Consider the following 23,309-nt stretch of genomic DNA (forward strand, 5'->3'; position numbering starts at 1 on the left):
GTTTAAAACTCACAACTAGCGATAAATTTTTATTTTGTTAATTTTGTTGGATAAAGTGCTCTGTAAAAGAGAGTTTTTACCCCATTTCATTATTTTGAATCGCTGAAGTGTTAAATATGATAATAATCAATAAGTTAGTTTTGCGTGGTCAAGGAGAAGCGGCAAGCGAGCGCTCACCGCCGAACTGTCAGCAAACGCCGAAATCGCCGTCTTCTTTATACAGTGAGACGTCGTCCGCCTTCAGGGTAATTTTGGCCGCTTGTTCGTCGTGAGCCGGTACCGCTACGATTTGATCCTCATGCACTTCCAGCACTTTTAATTTCGGCCCGCCGACGCGTGGTTGCACAATGTCACCAGCAGAAAACATACGTTGCTCCTTTGTTACTTAAACGTGTGTCTAACCATAGTCTGCGGCGGCATAAAGTAAAAGAGGGTAAAAGCGGCAGATGCAGCTGGCAGCGGTGCGCACAGACGCTATCATTAAAGAGAAAATATTTTTCTTTCAACAACCTGGAATTTTTGTTGCTATGGAGGCTTTATGGGTTTCTGGCGTATTTTGATTACGATTATTGTCCCGCCGCTCGGCGTACTGCTGGGCAGGGGCTTCGGCTGGCCGTTTATTATTAACATTCTGCTGACGCTGCTGGGATACCTGCCGGGCGTAATACACGCGTTTTGGGTACAAACCAACCGCTAAAGCGTCAGGCAGATCCCGCAGCGCTGCTGATGAGGCTTCTTATTAATGTGTTTGCCCGGCGCAAATCTCTGCACCGGGCAGGTTAATGTCAGAACGTTTCCCAGTTATTATCACCGCTAGCCGGAGCCGCAGAGAGCGCCGGGCGAAGCAGCGCTGGCTGAGGTTTAAGCGGCTTGTTAACCGAAGCTGTGCCGTGGTCATTGACCCGGAATACCGCGACGGCCTGGCGCAGCTGTTCGGCTTGTTCTTCAAGTGCGGCGGAGGCGGCGGCAGACTCCTGCACCAGCGAGGCGTTTTGCTGCGTGACGCTGTCCATCTGCGAAACCGCCAGGCTTACCTGCTCTATACCTTTGCTCTGCTCATCCGATGCCGAGGCAATCTCACCCATAATGTCCGTCACGCGGGTCACGGCGGTGACAATCTCCTTCATCGTGTCGCCCGCTTCTGCCACCAGCGTTGTCCCGGAATTGACCCGGCCAACGGAGTTCTCAATGAGGGTTTTGATCTCTTTTGCCGCCTGGGCGCTACGGCTTGCCAGTGTGCGCACTTCGCCAGCCACCACCGCGAAACCACGCCCTTGTTCCCCGGCGCGGGCGGCTTCTACTGCGGCGTTGAGCGCCAGAATATTGGTCTGGAAGGCGATACCGTCGATAACGCTGGTGATATGTGCGATTTGCCGGGAGCTGTCGGAAATCTCGCTCATGGTGCGCACCACGTTACTGACCACTTCACCACCGCGAGCGGCGGTATCAGAGGCATTTTTCGCCAGTTGAGAAGCCTGGCGGGCGTTATCCGTGTTCTGTTTCACCGTCGCGGTTAATTGCTCCATGCTGGCAGCGGTTTCTTCGAGCGACGCGGCCTGCTGCTCGGTGCGTGAAGAGAGGTCGTTGTTACCGGTGGTGATTTCGCTGGCTCCGGTATAAATCGAATCTGAACTGTTACGTACCGCGCTGACGGTTTTGACCAGCGATTGCTGCATATTGCGCAAATCAGCCGAGAGCTGGCTCATTTCGTTACGCCCCTGAGCGGGGATATTTTGCGTCAGGTCGCCCCCGGCGATGGCGCGAATATGCCCCATCACGCTGTGTAAGGGTTTGAGCAACAAATGTTGCAAGCCCAGCCAGATAAGCGTGATGACCGCAATGACCAGCAGGAAAATGATACCGAGCGTCCATTGCATGCTGGTAAAACTGCTCTGGTTCTGTGCGGTGGCGACTTTCTGGAAATGGCTGTTCTCCAGGCGCCACTTCGCGTAACTGGCATCCATCGCGTCCTGTGCGGCTTGCGCATCCAGATTACCGTAAGCTTCGTAATTGTTTGCCCGCAGGAAGGTAATTGATTGTTGTAATACGTCGTGCATTTTCGCCACATCTGCGGCGATGGCGTCGGCTAACGCCGCGTCCTGCCCGGCCACACGCGGTGCGCCTTTATAGGTGTTGAAATAGCCTTCTGCCTGGTTGAGTGATTCGCTGGCAGCGGTAAGCAGTTTATCGATGCTGGCAAGCGAGGCCGGATCGCGCTGATTTTTTAAAAAGCGGATAGCTACGCGGGTGACGGTGACGCGCGTTTTGATAAGCGTGTTCACGCTGTCACCGAGGTTTTCCTGCTGGATGTTAAGTATGCCGGTGTTCTGGAAGTTCAGCCTGTCATTATTGACCGCCGAGTAGAACAGCCCGCCGGTGACCATCTGGAGAAGACAGAAAATGGCAAGAGCAATGATGATGCCGGTAATAACCCGTATATTTTTAAGCATGGCCGTAGTCCATAAAAGAGTCGGGATTGCTTAAATAGTATCGACCCGGCCGCAACTAACTTTATGTACGCTGGCTTGATAGTTTATTGATACTTAACTAAGTGCTTAATCAGATTAAGTTTTATTCTTTTTGTTGCCACGGTGTTAATTATAAGATCTATGGAAGGAAACTGCGCCAACCTCTGCTGGCGCGTTTCTCGTATTGCGAAGGGGTTAAGCGCGGCGCTTTCTAAGCTTTACCGCACGTTCAATGCGCGGTTCCAGTAACTTTGCCACAGCAGCAAATACCGGGACGACAACGGAGTTACCAAACTGGCGATAGGCCTGCGTATCAGATACCGGGATACGAAACGGTTTTCCACCGGGTTTCTCGAAACCCATCAAACGCGCGCATTCACGCGGCGTCAGGCGGCGCGGGCGGCGCGCCTGGTTTTCTGCATTGCTGAAATCGCGCTCGCCCAGCGCTTTGTCCCAGCCTCTGTCGATAAGGATCTCGCTGCCATCTTTGTGATAGCGTGCCGACAAGGTGCGGGCAACGCTGTCGGCGCGGGTTGGGTCCACCAGCCCGAAACCAAAGCCATTGCCTTTCGCCGCGTGTTTTTTCGCGTAGCGGTAGAGATAATCCCATAGCTTTTGGGAAAGCACATACTTACTGTCGAGAGTCGGTTCCAGCAACTGGGCGAAGCCGGGTCTTTGCGCGGGGTAGAAGCGGTCGATATCGCGCAGAGTGAAGCCTTCGCTAAGCTGAAGATCGCGGCGAAAACCCACCAGCACAATGCGTTCACGGTGCTGCGGCAGAAAATGTTTGCCGTCGATTATCTTCGGATCATCTTTACCGTTCGCCTGCGCATCGGCAACGTCGTAACCCAGTTCATCAAGGGTATTCATAATCACGCTAAACGTTTTGCCTTTGTCGTGGCTTTTGAGGTTTTTAACGTTTTCCAGCACGAAAATCGCCGGACGCCGGGCTTTGATGATCCGCGCGACATCGAAAAACAGCGTGCCCTGCGCTTCGCACTCAAAACCGTGTGCGCGCCCGAGCGCGTTTTTTTTGCTGACTCCCGCAAGGCTGAACGGTTGGCAGGGAAAACCCGCCAGCAATACATCGTGCTCAGGAATATGCTCAGTTATATGGGCGTAGGCTTCTTCTTCGCCGACCTGCGGGTTGCCGCTCAGCGTGACTTCGCGAATATCCTGGTTGAAGGTATGCCCGGTTTTGTCGTTATACCAGTTGGCTTTATAGGTGCGCACCGCGTTTTTATTCCATTCGCTGGTAAAAACGCATTGCCCGCCAATGGCTTCAAACCCGCTGCGAATGCCGCCAATACCGGCAAACAAGTCGATAAAACGAAAGCGGTAATCAGGATGATGCGGCGGCGGAGAGGGCAGCAATGCGCGCAGCAACGACTCTTCCGCGGCGGTCAGGGTCTTCGCCACACCTTTTCCGCTCATCCAGCGATTAAGCGACTCGCGGCTCCACGCCTGTTGGCCTGCGTTTTTTAACTGCTCCGCCACAAACTTCGGACCATAGATTTCGAGCACCTGTTCCAGTAACGCCCGGCAGCGTTCCTGCTCAATCTCTGTCTGCGTCAGCAGATCCTGCACCAGTGAATCAATTTCCGCCATGACATCTCCTTGGGGTTTCGCGTCGAAATATATCACTCATTTGGCTACAAGGAGAATTTAAGGCTTGTTCCACGGCATTTTTGCCAGCAGAAGCGCCATTCCGCACCAGCCGCTTAGCCCGGCGAATAGCAGCCCGGCTCCCACGAATGTGGCGAGCAGAAAAAAGCCCGGATGCAGCGTGAAACCCAGGATCTGGCCGAGCAGAATCAGGCTACCGGCAACAATTTGCACCTGCTGCATTAAAGGGCGCGGCTGGCGTTTATCCTGCACCGTTGGCAACTGCGCACGCTTCCAGTTGTTTAACCCACCTTCCAGGATTAGTGCGCTCGCAGGCTCAGCCGCGCGAGTGAGTGCCTCACTATTCTGCTCCGTGCGCATGCCTGACTGACAATGGAAAATCACGTGTTGTACCGAAGCGTCAATGTTCAGGTTTTTTCCGGCGAGCAGATCGGCCAGTGGAAAGGAAATGGCGCCCGGCAGATGCTCGCGACGAAACTCATCGGGTTGGCGAATATCAATGATTAGCGCGCCGGCTTGTTGCAGGTCTTGCGCTTGCGCAGGTGTGGTTTTTTGGGTGTTCACTATTCTTCCTCCGGGCAATACAGCCCCTTGAGTGTGTTAATTATTTTTTTTACCGCATCATCTTTGATGAAGTAGTTCACCCGCTGCGCCTGGCGCAAGCTTTCGATTAATCCTTCCTCTTTCATACGCGCCAGGTGCTGCGATGTTGCCGAAGGGCTGAGGCCTGTCGTGGCGCTTAGCTCTCCGGCAGGAGTGCCCGGCGTATCAATCAGCATGCATAAGATAAGCAGGCGATGGGGATTACTCATCGATTTGAGCAGGATAGAGGCTTTGTTAGCCTGTTGTTGTAAGCGGGTGAGTTCAGCGTTTTTCATCTTAGTTTAGATTTTTCTAAATTTAGATAAATCTAAACCTTTCGCAGGCACGTTGCAAGCGAAGCGGATAAAGAAGCTCTGTTGGCTATTTATATTACACCCAATAAAATATCGGAAAAAATTAATGTTTTTCTATTTACAACTAATGATTTTAATATATTTACGATGCGGGAAGGATAACTTATTAGTAATATTCTTTATGATTTTTTATGACGTTAAATAAACTATTTTGCCAGTGGGGTTGCAAGCATTTCAGATATCATCATGAAAAAGATAAAAAATATTCACTATTCTCCATCAGGTAATAATTTGGCTCGGAAATATTTATTTGAAAAGTTCCGGATTAGGGTTTATAGCTGTATTGTTATAAAAACGCTGTTTCTATCGGAACCATAAGGAGATTGGTGATGAGCAAAAGTGTAAATAACTACAGTGAAATAGATGATGTCTATGCCTCACTGGAACTTTCAACAACCCTGCCTAAGACAAAATTTCCCCGGGAAGAGCGGGATCCACGCAATGTTTTCGCCGCCGTTCGCGATGAATTAATGCTGGATGGTAATTCCCGGCAGAACCTGGCGACTTTTTGCCAGACTTGGGTGGATAAAGAAATCCGCGAATTAATGGATTTATCGATCGATAAAAACCTGATTGATAAAGACGAATATCCGCAAACAGCTGAAATTGAACAACGTTGCGTACATTTAATTGCCGATCTGTGGAATTCGCCGGATGCGGAAAATACGCTGGGTTGCGCCACCATCGGTTCGTCGGAAGCGGCCATGCTCGGTGGTCTGGCATTAAAATGGCGCTGGCGGAAACAACGTCTGGCCGCAGGCAAACCGGCAGATAAACCGAATATGATTTGCGGGCCGGTGCAAATTTGCTGGCATAAATTTGCGCGTTATTTTGACGTGGAGCTGCGCGAAGTGCCGCTTGAAGGCGATTGCCTGTTTATGAGCCCGGAAGAGATGCTTAAACGTGTCGATGAAAACACCATCGGCGTGGTACCGACCATGGGCGTGACCTTTACCTGCCAGTATGAGCCAGTAAAAGAGATTCACGATGCGCTGGATAAATTACAACAGGAGCGCGGGCTGGATATTCCGATGCATGTTGATGGTGCCAGCGGTGGTTTCCTTGCGCCATTTTGCGCACCGGATATCCCATGGGATTTCCGCCTGCCGCGCGTAAAATCCATTAATGGTTCCGGCCATAAATTCGGCCTGGCACCGCTGGGAGCGGGGTGGGTCGTTTGGCGTGAAGCGAGCGATCTGCCGGAAGAGCTCATCTTTAACGTCAACTACCTGGGCGGCAATATGCCCACCTTTGCGCTGAACTTCTCACGCCCCGGCGGGCAAATTATTGCGCAGTATTATAACTTCCTGCGCCTGGGGCGCGAAGGGTACACAAAAGTGCATAACGCCTGTTATGCGACGGCGCGATATCTGGCGAGCGAAATTGAAAAAATAGGGCCGTTTAAAATCATCTTCGATGGCGACAGCCAGAAAGGTATTCCGGCGCTGGCCTGGACGCTGAAAGAAGAGCAGGGTATCGGCGGCTATAGCCTTTACGATCTTGCCGATCGGTTACGCAGCCGCGGCTGGCAGGTTCCTGCCTATTCAATGCCGGCAAACCGCCAGGACCTGGTGATACAGCGCATACTGGTGCGCCATGGCGTTAGCCGCGACCTCGCCGCTCTGCTTATTGATGACATCAAACGCTCGCTTGAATATTTCGAAAAACATCCTGTCACTACCCCGCTGACTGAAGAAGAAGCGGGTGGGTTTAATCATGGTCAGGAGAAATAGTCGTCCGATAATTTGTTGCTGAATGGTGCTTCGGCATCATTCAGCCGTAGGAACTTTGGAGATCTGCCATGGAAAATACAAAGACAAGCGTATCGGCGAATCAATTATCAATGATAGGCTTTTTTGCCATGACCGCTTCAATGGTGATGGCTGTCTATGAATATCCGACCTTTGCAACATCCGGTTTTAGCTTAATATTTTTCTTACTGCTTGGCGGTATTTTATGGTTTATCCCTGTAGGCTTGTGCGCAGCTGAAATGGCGACAGTCGAAGGCTGGGAAGAAGGGGGCACTTTCGCCTGGGTATCTAATACGCTAGGGGAGCGCTGGGGGTTTGCCGCTATTTCTTTTGGCTATCTTCAGATTGCAATTGGTTTTATTCCGATGCTCTATTTTGTGCTGGGGGCGCTGTCTTATATTCTCGACTGGCCGGCTCTGAATAACGATCCGGAGACCAAAACCATTGCGGCGCTAATTATTTTGTGGGTGCTGGCCTTTACGCAATTTGGCGGCACAAAATATACGGCGCAAATCGCGAAGATTGGCTTTTTTGGTGGGATTCTGCTGCCTGCGGCCATACTGGTTGTGCTGGCTATCGCTTATCTTGTTAGCGGTGCGCCGCTGGCGATTAAGATGGATGCCGCTACTTTCTTCCCGGATTTTACTAAGATTGGCACCCTGGTCGTTTTCGTCGCCTTTATTTTAAGTTACATGGGCGTTGAGGCCTCGGCCACACACGTTAATGAGATGAGAAACCCTGGCCGTGATTATCCGATGGCGATGCTGCTGCTGATGGTGGCGGCTATTTGCCTTAGCTCCATTGGTGGGCTGTCGGTGGCTGCCGTTATTCCGCATGACCAGATAAATCTTTCGGCAGGGGTCGTACAAACGTTCAATGTGCTGGTGACGCATTACGGTGCGGATCTTGAATGGATAGCGCGTATTATTGCCGTCTTGCTGGTGATGGGGGTGTTGGCCGAAATTGCCTCCTGGATTGTCGGGCCTTCTCGCGGTATGTACGTGACGGCGCAAAAAGGCATCCTGCCAGCGGCCTTTGCGAAAGTGAATAAAAACGGCGTGCCGGTGACGCTGGTGGTTTCTCAGCTTTTGATAACCTCCATTGCCCTGGTCGTGCTGACCAATTCCGGCGGCGGCAGCAATATGTCGTTTCTTATCGCGCTGACGCTGACGGTGGTTATCTATCTGTGCAGCTATTTCCTGCTGTTCCTCGGCTACATTCACCTTATTGTGAAGCAGCCTGAACTGAAACGTGCTTTTCATATTCCTGGCGGCAAGGGGTTCAAAATAACCGTGGCGGTGGTGGGATTCTTGCTTTCGCTGCTGGCGTTTGTGGTCTCTTTCTACCCACCCAGTTCGGTTGGCGGCGAGCATGCGCAGGAAACCTATGTTTCACTGCTGACCGTGAGTTTTCTTATTGTACTGGCGATCCCGTTCCTGATTTATACGTTCCATGACAAACGGGGTAAACATACCCATGTCACGCTGGTGCCTATCAGGAAGCACAACGCGCCGAAAGGACACTTTTTCACGCATCCGCGTGCGCGATCGCCTCATCATCTCGTGGTCAATGATAATTCCACGAAGAAAAAATCCTAATGTCCATTTTGTTTCGCCTGAACTAAGGAGGGGTCCTGACTATTTCTCCAGACATCAATGTTTCAATCAGTAATCAACCAATAAGGATATGGAAATGAAAAAAATACTTGGTGCAGTTATCGGCGGCATTCTTCTTATTCCGGCAGCAACCTGGGCGGCAGATACCAGCAAACCTGCAAATACGAAACCGGTGAATAGCTGGAACTGCGAGGATTTCCTCGCGCTGGAAACAACTTTCCGCCCGACGGCAGTGGGATATGCAGAAGCGCTGAATAATAAAGACAAACCCGAGGACGCCGTGATTGATGTCCAGGGAATTGAAACGGTAACGCCTGCGGTGATTGAAGCCTGCACCCAGGACAAACAGGCCAGTTTCAAAGACAAAGTACAAAGCGAGTGGGATAAATTTAAGAAAAAAGTCTAAGCGTGTTATGTCATAGTCTTATGACTACATCCGGCCTTCCAGGGGAATAATCGCCCCTGGAGGCTACCGTCTTTAAAGCGGTTTAAACATAGCCACGGGTTTTCCGTTGATATAGCGCCTGCGTAACCACGCCGAGACGCTATCCATCAGCATCACGATGGCTACCAGAATCACCGTGATAAACATCACCACGTCCCAGTTCCATAAACGCATATTTTCCGCATAGATAAGCCCGATACCGCCCGCGCCGACAAAACCGAGCACCGCCGCTGAGCGGGTGTTCGACTCTATCTGGTAGAGGCTCAGCGCAAGAAAAGTGGGGAACGACTGGGTAAATGTGCTGAAGCGGTGTTTTTGCAGGCCATTGGCGCCAACGGCGGTTAAACCCCGGCCCGGGGATTTGTCTACTGCTTCGTGGCTTTCTGCATAAAGACGCCCCAGTAATCCGGTATCCTGCATAATAATCGCCAGTACCCCGGCGAGCGGGCCAAGCCCCACCGCGCGTACAAAAATTAACCCCCAGATGGCCATATCAATCCCGCGCAGCATATCGAACAGGCGTCGCATCAAAAACGCCACGATACCTGCTATCCCGCCGGACATAATATTGCGGGCGGCAAAAAAAGAGAGCAGTAATGCAAACACCGTTGCGGTCAGGGTTCCGGCAAAGACAATCGCCAGCGTGATGCCAATTTGCGTGAAGTAGTAGCCAAACGGCCAGTTAAAAAAATCATGCCAGACAAACATACGCAGAATATAACGACCAATTTGTTGCAGGCCAGTAAGCGCTTGCTCAGCGGGAATGCCAAACTGCATAAAAAACCACAGGTAATAGAGCGCAACGACTAACCCCAGCAAAGCGAGACGCAGGAGATAGCGCCGCTGCGCCAGGAAAAGCGCCTTATGTTGTTGGCGGATTTGCGCGACATTCGGTGCCGTTTGCCCGATCATTTTTTCTCCCCCAGCACCCTCTGGCGCAGATAGCCGGATAGGGTATCCAACATCGAAACAACAATAATGATTAACAGCAGCGTAATGCTGACCTGATCGTAGCGATCGAGTTTGATATTGGTCATCAGCTCCTGGCCAATACCGCCAGCACCGACGAGACCCAGAATGGTGGAGGAGCGAAAATTTATCTCCAGACGCATAAATCCGTACGAGAGAAAAACAGGTTTTACCTGCGGCCACAGAGCAAAGCGGATACGTTGCAAGTGCGTAGCACCGCAGGAGGCTAACCCGCGAACCGGGCGTTCGTGCGCATTTTCCACCGCTTCATAAAATAGCTTCGTCAGGCTGCCAATGGTGTGCAGCGTTAAGGCCAGAAAACCAGGTATCGCGCCGATACCAAAGGCCATCACAAAGATTACCGCCCATGCCAGCTCCGGCATGGTGCGCAAAAAAGCCACCAGCGCGCGAATAGCAAAACGCACGGGCGCGGGCGACCAGGTATTACCTGCCGCCAGAAAAGCGAGAATTGCGGCAATGGCGAATGAGACAAGCGTTGCGGCCAGCGCCAGTTGCAACGTTTCCCAGATAAGCGGCAACTGAATAGGTAGCCGGTAACCCCAGTAAGCCAGCGAGCCTTTGGTGTGGCTATCAGTAAAAAGAACTGACCAGTGTAATGAAGGAATCGTTTCTGACAGGTAATCGAAGAAATTTGGCAGCGATTGCCAGATAGTAAAAAGATTAAATTCGGCGGCGCTTCCGGCGGCAAAATAGAGTACTAACAGCACTAACGACCAACTGAGCGCTTCACGCTTCTGACGTACTCTTACCCGTTGGTAATACTGCTCAAACTGTATATTCGACGTGTTCATGCGTGGGCGGAAATCCAGTCAGGAAACCTCTGGTTTACGGCCAGAGGTTGATGATGCGGCATAAGGCAACTTAGCGCGCGGTAACCAGTTCGCGTTTCATCTCAATTATCTGTTTGAAATCGTCTACGCTACCGGGGCCGATATGCTGCGTACCGCCCATTGCTTTGACGAAGCAGGCATGGTCGTCGGTATCCAGTTTCTTGATTGCTTTTATTACGTTAGCTTTGAAATCTGCCGGCAGACTATTGCTGACCAGAATAGGTCCGTTCGGGATCAGGGGAGATTGCCAGATAATACGGATCTGTTTCATTAAGTCCGGGTGATCCATACGAATAAGGCGGTTAAATGCTCCCACGCTGTAACCCGTATTATAATCACCGACCATGGAAGTCCAGGTGACGGCTCCGGCAAACTGGCCATTCAGCACGCCGAGAATATCCTGCTCGTGACCACCGGAGAAGGTGACGCTGGAAAAGTAGTTGTTATATTTATTATCGGCGTTGCCGCCGAATTGCTGTTTAAAGGCATAATTTGGAATAAGGAAGCCGGAGGTCGAATCCGGATCGGCAAAACCAAAGGCTTTGCCTTTTAGATCTTCCAGCTTTTGATACGGACTGTCAGCTTTTACGATGACCACGGAGTGGTAGCCGCGCGATTGATCTTTATCATCAACGGCAATACCGACAATATCAACAGTTTTCGGGTTATTAATGTACACGGAGGCATAGGAAGAAGGCGACATACTGAGGACAACGTCTACTTTCCCACCCAGCAAGCCCTGAATGACGCCTGAATAATCCGATGAGTTACGTAATTTTGTATCGACCTTGAGTTCTTTATCCAGAAAGGCTTTCACGCACTGGTTGTCACCAATTTGCTGCGTTGCGTTCTGGCCGCCCAGGATACCCAGGTTGAGTTCTTTCGGTTGTTCAGCGGCAGATGCCTGCCAGGTTATTGCCAGTCCCACTATCAATGTAGAAAAACGTAATACACCCGAAATATGCTTTTTCATTGTCATTGCCTGTGTTGTTGCTTTTGAAGGATTAATGTACATGGCTTATCTCATCGCCATACAAATGCTGCAGAATATCCTGAGTCAGCAGGGAGGGATGATCGTCAAAAATAATCTCCCCTTGAGAAATGCCAATCACGCGTGTGCAATATTCTTTGACTAATTCGATGGAATGCAGATTTACCATCACGCTAATACCTTGCCCGCTTACGTCACGTAGCACTTTCATAATGCGCTGCGTATTTTTGGGATCCAGTGAAGCGACCGGCTCATCAGCAAGTAAAATTGAGGGGTTTTGTATTAATGCCCGGCAAATCGCAACACGTTGCATTTGACCACCGGAGAGGGTTTCTGAGCGTTGTAATGCATGCGGCAACATATTTAGCCAGCCGAGAAGGGCGATGGCTTTTGCCCTGTCTTCATCGGTGAAGAGTTTAAATAGAGATCTCAGCGTTGAAGTTTGGCTAAGTCGACCGAGGAGAACATTGGTCAATACATCAAGGTGTGGGACAAGGCAGAAATCCTGAAAAATCATGCCGCACTCGCTACGCCATTGATTAAGCGCCCGGCCTTTAAGCCGCGAAACATCGCGCGGGTTAGCGTCGTCAGCGTAAGTGATTATTTCACCAGAGGTTGCGCGATGCGTTCCGTTCAGCACGTGCAACAGAGTCGATTTCCCCGCGCCGGAGCGACCGATAACCCCCACCATCTCGCCGCTGTACAAATCAAAATTAATATCATGTAGCACGCGTTGATGCTCATTATAAGCTTTGCGTAAATTCTTTACGCTCAATACTTTCTGCTGCGGTACGCTGTTTAATTGATACAGTGACGAATAGTGGTCTTCAGAAAATTCTGCCAACACGCTGTTCATAAGTCATCCGGGTTTTCCATTAAACTGGCGACCATTAAGTACATCGCAGATGATCGTTTTATGACGAACATGCGAATAAATAATGAACGTCATAAACGAGGGCGGGGGAAAACAGAATGCAGAGCGATTACTGAATGTCTTAAGAATGAGATGAATAGGATTAAGATCTGCAAGGCGTTTTTTGATAGATTACATCAGGGTAGCATGTTATTTTTGCTTCCAGCAAGGAAAACAACGTTAAGTGATTAAAATTTCGTTTTGCATATATATTATTTCTGTGCGAAACGTTTTTCTTTGCAACGCACTAATCGATATATAGCGTAACCTCTGGGCGCTGATAATATCCTGCCTGATGATATCTTTATTCTCAAATCAACCCATTGTAATGACTTGCATTGTGGTTGAAGCAGGTTGCATTGTTGTAATTAATTGTGATTTGTATTTTGCGGGAAGTAAAAAATAATGCAATATCCGAATGTGGGAAATAATTTCGTTGCGTTAAATTATTAAGATTAATAATTTATTAAGCATGTAGGGTAATTAAAAAAACTTAATTAAATCATTAATTATCGCCTGATTAATCGGTTTAGAATTTATTTTATTATAAATAAAGCGTTGCCACACCACTGGTATAGTTTAAATATGACCAGAACGTTAAAGTGTTTTTAACGGAACAAGTCTTGTTAGAAATCATTAGGGCGGGAGGTAACAAATTTAATCACATAGTTATGATAGGGTGGGTTCATTGATGACTCAAAAGGATAGCAGATCTAGAATGAATAACGATGTAATGGATGGCGGGAGTATCTGTTTTCTAAATTTTACATTCAACCGAAAGCTGAGAACATTACAGCGTTCTGATGAGGTTATTCAACTGAGAAAAAAGGAAGCTGATGTGCTTGCGCTTCTTTGTGATAAATTTCCTAATCCGGTATCGCAGAATGATTTCCTTTCTGAGGTATGGGGAGGAAGCTATGTCACCTCGCAAAGTATTGCTCAGGTTATCCGTTCACTCAGATTAATTTTGTGTGATGAAAAGAAAAATATTATCCTCACTATACCAAAGCTTGGCTATAAACTAGCCGTCACTCCCACTGTTATTGAAGCAGCCAGCGCCCGTCAGAGTCATGATGAAACCACGACTAATGTGAACGGAAAGCAAGGTCCTGTTACGATAGTGCCTGGTGCCATAAATTTAATTTCCTCATATATAAGCGCAATGCCGCTTATTTCGCTTGCGCAACCGGATAAAAAATCATCTGTCTTTAAAAAGGTACTTTTATCAGGATTTATCCTTTTTTTCAGTGGGTTGGCCTGCTGGACGCTGAGTTACGAGAGCTGCTCATTTGGGTTTAATAAAGATAAATGTGAAGTGGACTTAAGTGTGAGTAAACAGTATTCTCCTGGGCTTAAGGAAGATCTGTTCTCCACGCCTGAAGAAGACAGTAAAGAATACCCTATGCCCTAATAAGCGAGTTTAATGTACGCTTTCTTCATGCCTGGTGATTGTTTTTATAATCACCAGCGTTGTTTTTGCTTAAGTGATTAGAACGCATTTTTATGTGAAGTGTTATTAAGTAATCAATAATATTCTGATTGCTATTTTAATTATGTAGAATTCAAAATCATATATTGTTAATGATAAGTGGAAAATAACGCTACCCTGCGTTTGTTGCTGAAATAATAGCAATCAGATTTTAATGTTTACTGGCATGTAAATTTTTCGCGAATACCGGCCTGATAGGCGACCTGTATATTATCAATCAGATGAGATTTACGTGCAATGATAGCGGTGAGTCTTTCAACGTATTTATCATGATGGACAGGTGTATGGGAATGATAATTTCCGATACCTTCCCAGGTATAACCATAGCGTTCAATAACGTTTCTTAATATCCATGAACCGGAAAATACATTTGCACAGCTATTTTCTCGTAAATCTTTCTCAGAGATCCCTCGGGCTTTAAGAGAATTGAAATGGATGCTATTAATTTGCATCATTCCAACGTCCTGAGTGTGATTGCTATTTTTATTAAGTGCACTTTGTTTATTTCCCGATTCTTGCCATATTATGGCTTTAATTACTAATGGGTTTATCTGAAAACAAACAGCTGCCTCATTAATACAATCACTTTGCTGTGCTAAAGCGAGCGGGGAAAATAATAAAGTGAATAAAAACGTATAAGGGTGTTTAAATATCGATGACATAAGCGTGAATCCCGGCATGACACCGGGAGGATTTAATTAAAGTGGTTTAATTTACAAAAAGTCCTGCTCTTCTTCAGATGATGTGAATTTTTCCATCATCTTATTAGTCAACATGTTGATACCAAGCATCTGTACTGAGTTCTTATCCAGAGTTTCAGAGGTATATTCCTGATAGTCGGGATTAGCACGCAGAATAGTGTCGGCATACAACAATGCAGAATTAAGCTGGGACATCGTCATATTTTCTTGCGGAAAAAGTTCTTTCGCTTCTTCCATCAAACTCTTAAGATCGCCGTCAGGCTTGTTCTCTTTAATATAGTTCAGGAACTTGTCATTAAAGCTTAATTCATCAGAGTCTGTTGCGCTTCTGCTCTGATAAGCAGAAGCAATATTATTGATTGCGGTCATTTACTCTTCCTCTGAATGCAGATAAGATGCAACGGTTTTATTATCACTGAGATCCAATAACTGGTTGCCCAACTTATGAAGTAATTCGGGTATCAGGGTATTTATATTTTCGTTCATAGGCGTAATTTCATTTTCGGCTTGTGTAAGCCACTGCCGACATAATGCTCCTCCCGGGAAACGGATAGAATCCGTATCTGTCTGGATAGTAATGTGGTTATCATCACTAAACAGATAATTAGACGCATCAGCCCCAACAGGAAGAGGAACTTCTTTGGGGATTATGATCCTCAGTGCTTTCTGATGCCCGCATTTCTCTTGTAGATGGTGAATAATCCTTTCCACGATCACTGGATCATGTAAGGATGATTCAAGAGCGCTATTTAAATTATCCCGTAATGCATTGAACCGTGCATTCTGGCGCTTCTCGTACTCATCCAGCAAGGTTATAACCTGAGAGAAAAAAAGCGCAAAGCCAGCTGAGAAACCTTCTTTTTCGCTATATTCTCTGATTGCGACAGTTTGCGATTCATATTCGGCATGAATTTCACTACAACGTGTCAGCGTGCGTTCCAGTGCCGTTGCCATCTGGCGATAGCGGCTTCGTTCACTGGATTTTATCAGCGTTTGAGCGTGCCAATCTTGTGGCAGTTCATCGTTGGAAATTGTTCGCATAACTAATTGCCATTCTAAATAAATTGATGTGATTAGGCGTTATCTCTGCCTGAATTTCCGGTAACTCGATTTCCGCCTGGAAACAAAGTAGCAGGCGTTGCTGCAAAGCCCTGGGAAGGCCAGCAGCAAGCCCAAGAATAAAGGCTGCACCCCATGCAGAAGGATTAATATTTTCTACATTCTGTTCAACCTTAATATGGTGTAACAGCGGCAAGGAAATAAAGGCTAACAACTGAGGATCGGACATTAAAGCTGCGCCCCGTGTCATTAGCTGTGTGCGTAAGAGATAACCACCAATCAAGTGAGCAACGTTCGGCAATTGCTGCCAGTGCGAAAGGATAAGCGTGGCGGCGATACCGGCTGGTGCCCAGCTCTCACCCACATCCTCAAGCTGGCAATGCTTCATAATCCAGTAATTGACCAGCACATCACCCCAAACTCCTCTGTCCTGAAGCTCCTCAGGCAAATGACTTGGGTGTATATAATGTGCCGGTGAATACAGGATTTTCATTATCCGATCGTCTTCAGGTCTCATTGTGCTGGCGGCTCCTCATGTTTCAGATTCTGCTCCAGCGCCTTATCTTCTTCCTTTTCTTTTTCAAGCGGAGAACGACGCATGCTTTTATAGAAAATGTAGCCCCCTGTACCAGCCGAGCACAGTACTATGGCAGCCAGAAGAATCATCCAGGTTTCAGGCGCAGAAGAGGGCGCTTTAACCGGAGGTGCATACTGGATTTTTGGCGCAGGGAAGAGCACGACAGAGATGTTTTCATAACGAACATCATCAAGGCTATTTTTAATTAATGCCTTAATTTGCGGGATGAACATACTCTCGTCGATTTCGCCTTTATAAGAAATCAGTACACCAACGTGACCGGTCTGCGGTTTTGCACTCGACGTATTATTAAAAGCCGGATAGCTAATATGTACACGTGCATTCACAACCTGGCCAATAATCCTCAGTGATTGTTCCAGACGCTGCTCTTGTAAAGAGAGAACGCGTGCCTGCTCGGCATTTGGGGAGGCAACCAATGAACTGTCCGGGAAGGCCTGGCCTATCTGCACTTCTGCAGCCCACGGGAGCTGATACTGATTAATAATCGAAAGTGCTGCGGTGGTTTCCTGCGGCTCGACAGTAATGGTGTAACCCGCTTTTAATGTGCCATCTTTGTGCGCAGCAATATTATGCTGCTGCAAAATAGCAAGAACCTGGTTAGCTTGTTCCTGGGTCAGGTTATCAAGAACTTTTTCTTGATTACACCCGGCGAGCAGCGCAACGGTAAACAGAATTGCTATTGCTCTTAAAAATTTACCAGCCATTATTGCGATTTTTCCAGAGTTTCGATTGTACTCACCCCTTTGCGTGCAATTGTGCTAACAAGGGAAACGTAGTTACTGTATTCACCGATATAACTCTGAAGCATTAACAGCGCCTGTGGATCGCTGGTGAACTGCGGGGACTGACTAAGGGCATTAATCATATCCTTATACTGCATATCCGTTTCGCTGACTTTTTTAAAGGAATTGGTTACCAGATTATTAAAATTCTGGTCATGTACCGCTACCGATAAATTATCATCCGGTTTGTCAGTAAAAGGGGTTAATTTTGTTAACGAGGACAGAGCTTGCAGAGGCTGGCTCATAATTACTCCTTAAAAAGAGGTACGGGAGGATACCCCCGCACCAAAGCTATTAACGGAAGTTCTGGATAATCGCAGCACCGATATCCTTATACGCTTTGACCGTACTGGTCTGGGCGTTGCGGAACAGGGTGTATTCCTGCAGTTTTGCTTGATAGTTAGCGAGTACAGACGGGTTTGATGGATCTTTTTGCAGTGCCGCTTCAGCATCCTGCAGGTCGGTCATCATTTGAGTTGCGCCATCTTCGAAATTGCCGGACAGATTATCAAGAAAATAATCATTGTTGTAAGTTAAGGTTGGGTTAACGTAAGCCATTAATTTAAATCTCCATGTTTGATTGGGAAATACCAGTGCCGTGGGTTCAAAAAGAGGTAACCATTGTTAGAGTCAACGTAGGATTTATTTTGTAACCAGTTTTCATCAAGATTAATTGAGAAGGTGATTACCGAATTACCCCATTGCTGATGGAACCCCTTAATAAACTTTTGTAAGGCGCTAAGCGATGTATCGCTGAGTGCATCACGAACGACCAGGGCATAGCCTGTAGTGGTATCAATTTGTCGATAATATATATGTAAACGATCCAACCCCTGACGAGCATCTTTAAGCAATTGGTCTTTTGATTTCACTGTCGTGCGGATATCTTGCGCGAAAGGAATTTCTTTCAATGCAGCAGCTTTTAATGTTGCTTCCTCATTGATAGACAGTTGTCGATAAATCGCCACAACAGGATGTTGGGGGGTCGTGTAATCAATTTGTAATACGGGATAGCCCGCTTTACTCATATGTGCAATAACATTCTGTCTTTGTTTATTCAGCCAGATTGGTACTACGTGGGTCTCATCCTTTATTTTATACAGCGCTTCCTGTGCCCATTCCATTTCTGGAAGTTTATGGGCTAAAACATAAATAGATTTATTATCTCTGCTTTTGACAATCTCAAGAGGGGCCGGGGCACCGGCGAGAACTTCGTTGAGGGTTAATACGCGACGATCATATTCAGCGTTTTTATACCAGACAACGACTGCGAGGATCAACAATATCAGGAATAAAATTGATCCGATTATTATTGCACGCCGTTTTTTTGTATTGAAAATGTTAATTTTGTCATCAACGGTAAGTTCAGGTTCAACTATAGTTGGATAGTTGAAATTTTTAATATCCTCCGTCCATTCATCTTCACTACGTTTGTAAGCAAAGCAAATGTGTTCGTATGTGAATATTTCATTCTCTTTAAGGGTAGTATTAAAACTACCATTGACATCCTGAACCTCAACGCGAATGCCTGTCTCTTCCTCATTATTAAGGTACTCGGAGAGACGCAGAATAATATTTGGTGATGCCTTGTCATAAGGAATGTACAAAGTATTCTGCGTGTAGTATGCGGCGTGCTCTTGAGAAGATGTTTGTACGGCTGTTTTATCCTGCAGTGCTAAACCAGCATTGATAATGAGGAAATAGTCATCAGCCGGAAGATGAAGTTCGCAGCCAAACATCGGCCCAAACAATATCTTCAGAGTGTAGTTTTGCTGTGTGTTTTCTTCCATCATAACGCTAATTGGCTCTTTCTCATTACTGTTCATATAAATAAGGGTTATTTAATTTAAGGCGATAACCGTTTGCGATTACTAATATGAAACGGTTAATTAAGCTGCAAGAATGAAGCTTATTCGAGCTATTCTCACATTTCGCATTCTGGGATTCATTTAGATATATAAATTATATGGTGTAAGGTATTGACATATATAGCGTCACGCGCCATCTTAAATGTTGTCACCCACCAGAAACAGATAGCCATGGCTAGTCTGGAGTGAATAGTAAAGCTATCTGATAGGTCAGCACTGTAAGTTTTTCTGGTATTAATTACAACGCCTGCCGATTATTTTTTTTTGAATTTTTTATTAATTTGTTTATTAAATTATTAAGTTTGCTTGCCCTTGTTGACTCGGATGATTTTTATGATTAGATTTTCATCCGAATTTGAACTTATGGCTGTTTTCCAGCTTTGTATTATAACTTCCTCAACATTACTTTTTGCAGAAATTACTGAGGTTCCATGAAAAATACATTGATAAATGGTGCGGATTGTCGCCAGTCAGGCCTGCAAGGTTATGAAAGAAAATTAATGTCTAAGCCTGATGAAGTAGCCGATGACATTATTGAAGTAAATAACGCATTGCTCTTGGCTAGCCCAAAAAACACTGATTCAACGCTTTCTTGCTTTAGCGCTAATAATTCACTTGATGTAATTGACGGCATTAGCGATACGGTAGTTATCGCCTCTCTGGATACCGTAAATGCAACATTTACGGGAAGCTGGACTGTTGAGTTATTTCCTTTATCACAAATTACCACACTATTTTCTTTTCTGGACTATCAGATGAAGCCTTGTGCTAAAACTACTGGTCCGGGAACTAATAAAGATAATAGTTCAGTATTGTTGGAAAATGAACGCAGCATTATTTTACTGATGGAAGGAAGCAGTAGCAATTTAATGGATATGCTTATAAATGGCATGCTAAATCCATTAACACATAACTTACAAAATATTTTTAATTTTGTGCGTAATATTGAAAGTTATTGGGTGTCGTATTTCTTGTTATCTCAGGTTTTTAATGAAGATAAAGAAAGCGATAGTCATAAACTTTATAATGCATGCAAAATTTATGGTGTGTCTGAGTCTTATTTTAGAAAGCTGTGTCATAACGCTTTCACTCGAGGCCCCAAAAAACAATTACGTATGTGGCGGGCAGCGCATAGCGCTTTACAACTTATCGAGAAGGATAAATCCATTTCCACTATAGCTGGTAATAATGGTTATTCTTCGTCATCACATTTCTCCAGTGAAATAAAATCACTTTTTGGCATCACGCCTCGGGAGTTCAAGAAATTGGAAGGTTTGCTTCATGAATAAACTGGCAACAAGAAAAGTTGGATCTGGTTTAATTGCCTTACTCATTGGGATGTCGCTTTGCTCCCAGAGTTCAGCCGCGTTACTTGATAACAAAGATACACGTAATCATTTTTCAGATTCTTACGCCGCCACGCAACATAATGATAATGTCTATGTTGCAAGTAATAATAGTATTCAACAATTATTTTATGTTCTCGGTGGTGCGATCAATAAACCTGTTATCGTAAGTACTGAAGCAGCTAAAAAACGTGTTTCTGGCAATTTTGACCTCAGTAATCCAAAAACTTTATTAACTACCTTAGCGGCACGCACTGGTCTTATCTGGTATGACGATGGCAGTTCGATATATATCTACGATAATAGTGAAATCCAAAGCAGCGTAGTCCGTTTGTCTTATGCGCCTTTTGATCGTCTGATTACTTATCTGCAGTCGTCTGGTCTATATGATACGCGCTTCCCATTGCGTTCTAATGGGCAAGCAGGTTCGTTTTATGTCTCTGGGCCGCCGGTTTATGTTGAGTTAATTTCTGCTGCGGCAAAATACATCGATGCGACGTATGCCAGGCCAGGAACCGGAGAAACAACAATTCGCGTTATTCGACTCAAAAATACCTTTGTTAACGATCGAACCTACACCCAGCGTGACGCGCCTGTGACTATACCTGGTGTTGCTTCTGTACTGAATCAGCTACTGAATAACCAAACCGACGGCTCGGGTAACCGAGCGGCTGCGGCCGGAGCTCGCATTACTATTGATAACGATACTCAGCATGCGATGGAAGCTGCTGCTGCGGGTCAGACGGGAAATTTTCCGCCGTTACCAGGTTTCGGTTCGAGAGCTCCTGCACCTACACCCGTAAACAATCCGGTTATGGAAAGTCAAAACAATATCAATATTGTGGCGTATTCCGATACTAACAGCTTGCTTATTCAGGGTTCCGAACGTCAGGTCAGTTATGTTGAAGATTTGGTAAATGCCATCGATATTCCTAAACAGCAAATTCAACTTTCGTTGTGGATCATTGATATTTCTAAAGATGATATTAATGAGCTGGGTGTTCGTTGGCAGGGTGCAGCACAGTTAGGTGGCACAGGGGTAACATTTAATACCAGTTCTCTTACGCCTCAAAATAGCATTCATTTCCTGGCTGATGTTTCGGCTCTGGCTCAGAAGGGCAACGCGCAAGTCGTTTCGCGCCCTGAAATTCTGACTCAGGAAAACGTACCTGCACTGTTCGATAACAACAGCAGCTTTTACGCGAAGCTGATTGGCGAACGTACTTCATCGCTGGAGAAAATTACGTACGGCACCATGATTAGCGTGCTTCCACGTCTTGCTCAACGTCAACAGGAAATTGAGATGATCCTCAACATCCAGGACGGAGGCCTGCCGCTCGCTGCTGATGGTACGATTGAAGATGTTGATAATTTGCCGGTGGTTAATAACACCCAGATTAGTACTGAAGCTCGTGTACCGGTTGGTTATAGCTTATTAGTAGGTGGCTACAGCCGTAATCAGGATGAACATCATAAGCTGGGTATTCCGGTGCTGCGCGAAATTCCTTATTTAGGAAAAATGTTTGATTACAGTTATACAAGCCATAAAAAAATGGTGCGTTTATTCCTTATTCAGCCGCGTTTAATGAAAAATGGAGAGACCTGGGAAGGGCCTGACGATAGCAATCCGGTGCTTGGACGTAGCTGGGTTGGTAACGAGACGACCTTGCAGTCAACGGTATCCATGTTACGCGAAACGATGAACAGAAAATAAGGGCAGGGTTATAAATGGCTATTACTTCCATAGGCACCAGTGATTTTACGCGTATAGATTTACAACCTGCCATTATTAGCTCTTCGCAAAGTGGCGACGATGCTGTTGAACTAGCTCCGGTTGTTAATTTACAGGCGGAGATTAACGACGCTGCTGAGGAAATGGCCGATATTCTTAGTGCCTTTGGACGGTTCAGCAGGGCAGGTCGTAAAAACGATAGTGCAGATAATGACTTTGTCTCTTCTATGTGCGAAGAGAAAGCTGACGAGAAATTCGAGACGTTGGTTCGCCAGGTTGCCAGGTTGCGCGATCATAATCAACTTATCAACTTTGCGCGAAGTCTGTTCCCAAATGACAGTGATTTGATGCTTGCCCTGCGCGAGCTGCTGCTAAGCCGGCAGCTCACTGAGTTACAAAAGAAGAAGATCAAAGAATCTATCGCCGATTTAGAAAAATTCGGCGATACGCAGAAAATGAAATCGGGAATGAATGTCGGACGTACGGCAAGGCGTTTTAGTGAAGGCACTGGCGACAAGCAACTTTCCGCCAAGGATTTGCGTAATAGCTATCTTCGTTTTCTTGAGCTAGACCTTCCAGCAGGCTTTATTTACCAGGACTGGATCGATGAATATGGCTACCGCAACCGTAAGCGTTTACTCGCTTTTACGCTGGCGGCGCTTGTTGCAGATATGAAAGCCAGTGAGCCGGGAATTCATTTTGATGAATTCGGCCCGCTGAGCGCTAAGTTATCGGACGCTCGTGTTTTACATACCATGGATAAGGCGTTGCTCGCTCGTTTTGCTGCTTTCCCATTCGGCGCGTTAATGGCGAATAAACAGGGATTATTGACAGAAGAGGACATCGTAAAGCTGTATATGACGGGAATTATTGATTTTGACAATTTACAAAGCGCATTGCAGGCATTTAGCCATGATTTTATGTCGAAATTATTTGTAAATCATCGAGCAACAGTCATTCAGACATTACGCGATGTGTTCAACACGACTCCTGAATTCTTATATGCCAGTGTTTCTTATCGTAACGTGGTATTAGATTTTATGTCTGAACTCCTGACTTCTTTATATGCTAAAGAGAGAACGTCTGGTATCTGGAACGAGCATTACAAATGATGGCAGAAATGTCCGTAATATTTATTACTGAATTAT

General features: G+C 46.4%; 25 protein-coding genes. 8 read left to right on the plus strand and 17 right to left on the minus strand.

Annotated features, from left to right (window positions below):
- Window positions 1–187: 187 nt before the first annotated feature.
- The gene (locus tag ACTU3N_RS04860) at window positions 188–367 is read right to left on the minus strand and encodes a hypothetical protein (RefSeq protein ID WP_443085005.1); all 180 of its coding nucleotides are present in this window, start codon (window positions 365–367) and stop codon (window positions 188–190) included.
- 171 nt (window positions 368–538) lie between these two features.
- Between ACTU3N_RS04860 and ACTU3N_RS04865 the strand changes: the two genes are divergently transcribed.
- Window positions 539–697 (plus strand): YqaE/Pmp3 family membrane protein, encoded by a 159-nt coding sequence (locus ACTU3N_RS04865; protein WP_443085006.1) that lies wholly within the window; start codon window positions 539–541, stop codon window positions 695–697.
- Window positions 698–785: 88 nt separating this feature from the next.
- On the opposite strand, the gene tcp is transcribed toward ACTU3N_RS04865, so the two are convergent.
- The 4 genes from tcp to ACTU3N_RS04885 all read right to left on the minus strand — a co-directional run bounded on the left by tcp (window position 786) and on the right by ACTU3N_RS04885 (window position 4,972).
- Complete coding sequence (gene tcp, locus ACTU3N_RS04870; protein ID WP_443085007.1) at window positions 786–2,450, minus strand: methyl-accepting chemotaxis citrate transducer; 1,665 nt, start codon at window positions 2,448–2,450, stop codon at window positions 786–788.
- A gap of 213 nt (window positions 2,451–2,663) precedes the next feature.
- Entirely contained in the window at window positions 2,664–4,076 is a 1,413-nt protein-coding gene (locus ACTU3N_RS04875; protein WP_443085008.1) for a DNA cytosine methyltransferase, read from the minus strand.
- Window positions 4,077–4,133: 57 nt separating this feature from the next.
- Complete coding sequence (locus ACTU3N_RS04880) at window positions 4,134–4,658, minus strand: rhodanese family protein (RefSeq protein ID WP_443085009.1); 525 nt, start codon at window positions 4,656–4,658, stop codon at window positions 4,134–4,136.
- The gene (locus tag ACTU3N_RS04885) at window positions 4,658–4,972 is read right to left on the minus strand and encodes an ArsR/SmtB family transcription factor (protein ID WP_443085010.1); all 315 of its coding nucleotides are present in this window, start codon (window positions 4,970–4,972) and stop codon (window positions 4,658–4,660) included. The genes ACTU3N_RS04880 and ACTU3N_RS04885 overlap by 1 nt, the downstream gene beginning before the upstream one ends.
- 407 nt (window positions 4,973–5,379) lie before the next feature.
- On the opposite strand from ACTU3N_RS04885, the gene ACTU3N_RS04890 reads away from it, so the two are divergent.
- The 3 genes from ACTU3N_RS04890 to hdeA all read left to right on the plus strand — a co-directional run bounded on the left by ACTU3N_RS04890 (window position 5,380) and on the right by hdeA (window position 8,823).
- A complete protein-coding gene (locus ACTU3N_RS04890) occupies window positions 5,380–6,783 on the plus strand; it encodes a glutamate decarboxylase (protein ID WP_443085011.1) in 1,404 nt (467 codons plus the stop codon).
- Window positions 6,784–6,851: 68 nt separating this feature from the next.
- Window positions 6,852–8,399 (plus strand): glutamate:gamma-aminobutyrate antiporter, encoded by a 1,548-nt coding sequence (gadC, locus tag ACTU3N_RS04895; RefSeq protein WP_443085012.1) that lies wholly within the window; start codon window positions 6,852–6,854, stop codon window positions 8,397–8,399.
- Window positions 8,400–8,493: 94 nt separating this feature from the next.
- Entirely contained in the window at window positions 8,494–8,823 is a 330-nt protein-coding gene (gene hdeA, locus ACTU3N_RS04900; RefSeq protein WP_443085013.1) for an acid-activated periplasmic chaperone HdeA, read from the plus strand.
- A 72-nt stretch (window positions 8,824–8,895) separates the two neighbouring features.
- On the opposite strand, the gene phnE (ACTU3N_RS04905) is transcribed toward hdeA, so the two are convergent.
- The 4 genes from phnE (ACTU3N_RS04905) to phnC form a co-directional block, all read right to left on the minus strand.
- Window positions 8,896–9,774, minus strand: a complete 879-nt coding sequence (gene phnE, locus ACTU3N_RS04905; protein WP_443085014.1) for a phosphonate ABC transporter, permease protein PhnE — start codon at window positions 9,772–9,774, stop codon at window positions 8,896–8,898.
- Window positions 9,771–10,643: a phosphonate ABC transporter, permease protein PhnE gene (gene phnE, locus ACTU3N_RS04910; RefSeq protein ID WP_443085015.1), complete on the minus strand. Its 873-nt coding sequence runs from the start codon at window positions 10,641–10,643 to the stop codon at window positions 9,771–9,773. Before phnE (ACTU3N_RS04910) ends, phnE (ACTU3N_RS04905) begins: the two co-directional genes overlap by 4 nt.
- Window positions 10,644–10,713: 70 nt before the next feature.
- Complete coding sequence (gene phnD / locus ACTU3N_RS04915) at window positions 10,714–11,655, minus strand: phosphonate ABC transporter substrate-binding protein (protein ID WP_443085016.1); 942 nt, start codon at window positions 11,653–11,655, stop codon at window positions 10,714–10,716.
- A 31-nt stretch (window positions 11,656–11,686) separates the two neighbouring features.
- Window positions 11,687–12,529, minus strand: coding sequence for a phosphonate ABC transporter ATP-binding protein (gene phnC, locus ACTU3N_RS04920; protein WP_443085017.1), 843 nt, complete (start codon window positions 12,527–12,529; stop codon window positions 11,687–11,689).
- Window positions 12,530–13,304: 775 nt separating this feature from the next.
- Here phnC and ACTU3N_RS04925 point away from each other — a divergent pair.
- Window positions 13,305–13,997, plus strand: a complete 693-nt coding sequence (locus ACTU3N_RS04925) for a winged helix-turn-helix domain-containing protein (protein ID WP_443085018.1) — start codon at window positions 13,305–13,307, stop codon at window positions 13,995–13,997.
- A gap of 236 nt (window positions 13,998–14,233) precedes the next feature.
- Here the strand turns inward: ACTU3N_RS04925 and ACTU3N_RS04930 are convergent, their stop codons facing one another.
- The 8 genes from ACTU3N_RS04930 to ACTU3N_RS04965 are packed head-to-tail and all read right to left on the minus strand — an operon-like array spanning window position 14,234 to window position 19,008.
- Window positions 14,234–14,737, minus strand: coding sequence for a lytic transglycosylase domain-containing protein (locus tag ACTU3N_RS04930; protein ID WP_443085019.1), 504 nt, complete (start codon window positions 14,735–14,737; stop codon window positions 14,234–14,236).
- A 51-nt stretch (window positions 14,738–14,788) separates the two neighbouring features.
- A complete protein-coding gene (locus ACTU3N_RS04935; protein WP_443085020.1) occupies window positions 14,789–15,145 on the minus strand; it encodes a hypothetical protein in 357 nt (118 codons plus the stop codon).
- Window positions 15,146–15,817, minus strand: coding sequence for a hypothetical protein (locus ACTU3N_RS04940; RefSeq protein ID WP_443085021.1), 672 nt, complete (start codon window positions 15,815–15,817; stop codon window positions 15,146–15,148).
- A complete protein-coding gene (locus ACTU3N_RS04945; RefSeq protein WP_443085022.1) occupies window positions 15,795–16,352 on the minus strand; it encodes a hypothetical protein in 558 nt (185 codons plus the stop codon). The genes ACTU3N_RS04940 and ACTU3N_RS04945 overlap by 23 nt, the downstream gene beginning before the upstream one ends.
- The gene (gene sctJ, locus ACTU3N_RS04950; RefSeq protein ID WP_443085023.1) at window positions 16,349–17,137 is read right to left on the minus strand and encodes a type III secretion system inner membrane ring lipoprotein SctJ; all 789 of its coding nucleotides are present in this window, start codon (window positions 17,135–17,137) and stop codon (window positions 16,349–16,351) included. The genes ACTU3N_RS04945 and sctJ overlap by 4 nt, the downstream gene beginning before the upstream one ends.
- Window positions 17,137–17,460, minus strand: coding sequence for a type III secretion system inner rod subunit SctI (sctI, locus tag ACTU3N_RS04955; protein ID WP_443085024.1), 324 nt, complete (start codon window positions 17,458–17,460; stop codon window positions 17,137–17,139). Before sctI ends, sctJ begins: the two co-directional genes overlap by 1 nt.
- A 49-nt stretch (window positions 17,461–17,509) precedes the next feature.
- On the minus strand, window positions 17,510–17,773 hold the full coding sequence (gene sctF, locus ACTU3N_RS04960) for a type III secretion system needle filament subunit SctF (RefSeq protein ID WP_443085025.1): 264 nt from the start codon (window positions 17,771–17,773) through the stop codon (window positions 17,510–17,512).
- Complete coding sequence (locus tag ACTU3N_RS04965) at window positions 17,773–19,008, minus strand: PrgH/EprH family type III secretion apparatus protein (protein WP_443085026.1); 1,236 nt, start codon at window positions 19,006–19,008, stop codon at window positions 17,773–17,775. The genes sctF and ACTU3N_RS04965 overlap by 1 nt, the downstream gene beginning before the upstream one ends.
- 506 nt (window positions 19,009–19,514) lie before the next feature.
- On the opposite strand from ACTU3N_RS04965, the gene ACTU3N_RS04970 reads away from it, so the two are divergent.
- From ACTU3N_RS04970 to ACTU3N_RS04980, 3 genes are read left to right on the plus strand one after another with little or no spacing between them, the layout of a single operon-like run.
- A complete protein-coding gene (locus tag ACTU3N_RS04970) occupies window positions 19,515–20,372 on the plus strand; it encodes a helix-turn-helix domain-containing protein (RefSeq protein ID WP_443085027.1) in 858 nt (285 codons plus the stop codon).
- The gene (sctC, locus tag ACTU3N_RS04975; protein ID WP_443085028.1) at window positions 20,365–22,143 is read left to right on the plus strand and encodes a type III secretion system outer membrane ring subunit SctC; all 1,779 of its coding nucleotides are present in this window, start codon (window positions 20,365–20,367) and stop codon (window positions 22,141–22,143) included. Before ACTU3N_RS04970 ends, sctC begins: the two co-directional genes overlap by 8 nt.
- 14 nt (window positions 22,144–22,157) lie before the next feature.
- A complete protein-coding gene (locus ACTU3N_RS04980) occupies window positions 22,158–23,273 on the plus strand; it encodes an HrpJ domain-containing protein (protein WP_443085029.1) in 1,116 nt (371 codons plus the stop codon).
- Window positions 23,274–23,309 lie beyond the last annotated feature (36 nt).

Source organism: Vagococcus sp. WN89Y, from assembly GCF_052220145.1.
GTDB lineage: Bacteria > Pseudomonadota > Gammaproteobacteria > Enterobacterales > Enterobacteriaceae > Kosakonia.

What these genes read in the sequence shown, in the direction of transcription:
- ACTU3N_RS04860 (WP_443085005.1), bottom strand. Translation starts at nt 367, where the DNA reads ATGTTTTCTGCTGGTGACATTGTGCAACCACGCGTCGGCGGGCCGAAA.
- ACTU3N_RS04865 (WP_443085006.1), top strand. Translation starts at nt 539, where the DNA reads ATGGGTTTCTGGCGTATTTTGATTACGATTATTGTCCCGCCGCTCGGC.
- tcp (WP_443085007.1), bottom strand. Translation starts at nt 2,450, where the DNA reads ATGCTTAAAAATATACGGGTTATTACCGGCATCATCATTGCTCTTGCC.
- ACTU3N_RS04875 (WP_443085008.1), bottom strand. Translation starts at nt 4,076, where the DNA reads ATGGCGGAAATTGATTCACTGGTGCAGGATCTGCTGACGCAGACAGAG.
- ACTU3N_RS04885 (WP_443085010.1), bottom strand. Translation starts at nt 4,972, where the DNA reads ATGAAAAACGCTGAACTCACCCGCTTACAACAACAGGCTAACAAAGCC.
- ACTU3N_RS04890 (WP_443085011.1), top strand. Translation starts at nt 5,380, where the DNA reads ATGAGCAAAAGTGTAAATAACTACAGTGAAATAGATGATGTCTATGCC.
- gadC (WP_443085012.1), top strand. Translation starts at nt 6,852, where the DNA reads ATGGAAAATACAAAGACAAGCGTATCGGCGAATCAATTATCAATGATA.
- hdeA (WP_443085013.1), top strand. Translation starts at nt 8,494, where the DNA reads ATGAAAAAAATACTTGGTGCAGTTATCGGCGGCATTCTTCTTATTCCG.
- phnE (WP_443085014.1), bottom strand. Translation starts at nt 9,774, where the DNA reads ATGATCGGGCAAACGGCACCGAATGTCGCGCAAATCCGCCAACAACAT.
- phnE (WP_443085015.1), bottom strand. Translation starts at nt 10,643, where the DNA reads ATGAACACGTCGAATATACAGTTTGAGCAGTATTACCAACGGGTAAGA.
- phnD (WP_443085016.1), bottom strand. Translation starts at nt 11,655, where the DNA reads ATGAAAAAGCATATTTCGGGTGTATTACGTTTTTCTACATTGATAGTG.
- phnC (WP_443085017.1), bottom strand. Translation starts at nt 12,529, where the DNA reads ATGAACAGCGTGTTGGCAGAATTTTCTGAAGACCACTATTCGTCACTG.
- ACTU3N_RS04925 (WP_443085018.1), top strand. Translation starts at nt 13,305, where the DNA reads ATGAATAACGATGTAATGGATGGCGGGAGTATCTGTTTTCTAAATTTT.
- ACTU3N_RS04930 (WP_443085019.1), bottom strand. Translation starts at nt 14,737, where the DNA reads ATGTCATCGATATTTAAACACCCTTATACGTTTTTATTCACTTTATTA.
- ACTU3N_RS04935 (WP_443085020.1), bottom strand. Translation starts at nt 15,145, where the DNA reads ATGACCGCAATCAATAATATTGCTTCTGCTTATCAGAGCAGAAGCGCA.
- ACTU3N_RS04940 (WP_443085021.1), bottom strand. Translation starts at nt 15,817, where the DNA reads ATGCGAACAATTTCCAACGATGAACTGCCACAAGATTGGCACGCTCAA.
- ACTU3N_RS04945 (WP_443085022.1), bottom strand. Translation starts at nt 16,352, where the DNA reads ATGAGACCTGAAGACGATCGGATAATGAAAATCCTGTATTCACCGGCA.
- sctJ (WP_443085023.1), bottom strand. Translation starts at nt 17,137, where the DNA reads ATGGCTGGTAAATTTTTAAGAGCAATAGCAATTCTGTTTACCGTTGCG.
- sctI (WP_443085024.1), bottom strand. Translation starts at nt 17,460, where the DNA reads ATGAGCCAGCCTCTGCAAGCTCTGTCCTCGTTAACAAAATTAACCCCT.
- sctF (WP_443085025.1), bottom strand. Translation starts at nt 17,773, where the DNA reads ATGGCTTACGTTAACCCAACCTTAACTTACAACAATGATTATTTTCTT.
- ACTU3N_RS04965 (WP_443085026.1), bottom strand. Translation starts at nt 19,008, where the DNA reads ATGATGGAAGAAAACACACAGCAAAACTACACTCTGAAGATATTGTTT.
- ACTU3N_RS04970 (WP_443085027.1), top strand. Translation starts at nt 19,515, where the DNA reads ATGAAAAATACATTGATAAATGGTGCGGATTGTCGCCAGTCAGGCCTG.
- sctC (WP_443085028.1), top strand. Translation starts at nt 20,365, where the DNA reads ATGAATAAACTGGCAACAAGAAAAGTTGGATCTGGTTTAATTGCCTTA.
- ACTU3N_RS04980 (WP_443085029.1), top strand. Translation starts at nt 22,158, where the DNA reads ATGGCTATTACTTCCATAGGCACCAGTGATTTTACGCGTATAGATTTA.